Genomic DNA, 1,158 nt, shown 5'->3' on the forward strand with positions numbered 1-1,158 from the left:
GTGGTCGCCCGGCGCGCCCTCGCCCGCGCCGGGGTTCGACCCGCCCGTGCAGGTGCGCGACTTCGGCGGCCCGCCCGGCGCGCCGGTCCTGCTGTGCCTGCACGGCCTGGGCGGTTCCGCGCTGAACTGGGGCGCGGTGGCGCCCCGGCTGACCGGCACGCACCGGGTGCTCGCCCCCGACCTGGCCGGGCACGGCGGCTCCCCCGCCGCCGGCGGGGCCGGGGCGCTGGAGGCGCTGACCCGGCAGGTGGCCGCCCACCTGCGCGCCGCGCGCCGGGAGGCGGCAGGTGCGCCGGTGACCCTGGTGGGGCACTCCCTGGGCGGGGTGGTCGCGCTGCTGGCCGCCGCCGGCAGCGCCGCGGCTCCCGCGGCTCCCGCGGTGGACCGGCTGGTGCTGCTGTGCCCGCCGGTGCCGCGCCCGGTGCGCGGCCGCGTGGACGCCGCGCTGCTGGCGCGCCTGGCGCTGCTGCGCGCCCCCGGCACGGCCGCGGCGGTGCGGCGGCTGAGCGGGCGCCGCACCCCGTGCGAGCTGGTGCTGGAGCAGGTGCGCGGCGCCACGCCGCACCCCGAGCGGGTGCCGGGCGCGGCGCTGCGCGCGGCGGCCCAGGAGGTGGCCGCGCAGGCCGCTCGGCCCGGTGCCGCTGCGGCCGCGGCGTTCCGGTGGACGGCGGTGCTGGGCACGACGGGGCTGCTGGCGCGCACGGGCGCGTGGCGCCGGCTGCTGGCGTCGGTGCGCGTGCCGGTGCTGTGGGTGCAGGGCGCGCAGGACCCGCGCGTGCGCGCGGACCGCGCCGCGGCGTGGGCGGCGCGGGTGCCGGGCGCCCGGTTCGAGCTGCTGCCCGGCGTGGGGCACCTGCCGCACCTGGAGGCCCCCGCGCGCACGGCGGGGCTGCTGCGGGAGGGCTCGCGGTGAGCGCGCGGACGGCCGTCGCGGCGGCCGGCTCCCCCGCGCGCGCCGGCGGGGTCCTCGGGCGCGCCCGCCGGCACCCGTCGGCGGTGTTCTGGGTCCTGGCGCCGGCGCTCACCTGGGCGGTGTGGGTGCCGCGGGCGCTGCACGAGCGCGGGCTGCTGGAGGCCGGGTGGGCGGTGCCGCTGGGGGCCGCCTGGAGCTGGGGCCCGGCACTGGCGGCGGTGCTGGCGGCCGCGCTGTGCGGGGGC

1 protein-coding gene and 1 pseudogene are annotated in these 1,158 nt (G+C 84.0%); both read left to right on the forward strand.

Annotation, left to right across the window (positions count from 1 at the left end; genetic code table 11):
* The coding region (locus GTR00_RS21365; RefSeq protein ID WP_166613513.1) for an alpha/beta fold hydrolase at positions 1–913 on the forward strand (913 nt) is incomplete at its 5' end.
* Positions 910–1,158 (forward strand): annotated as a pseudogene (locus GTR00_RS21370) (hypothetical protein); the annotation flags it as partial. The gene GTR00_RS21365 and the pseudogene GTR00_RS21370, both read left to right, overlap by 4 nt.

Source organism: Kineococcus indalonis (assembly GCF_009906395.1).
GTDB classification, from domain to species: Bacteria; Actinomycetota; Actinomycetes; order Actinomycetales; family Kineococcaceae; genus Kineococcus; species Kineococcus indalonis.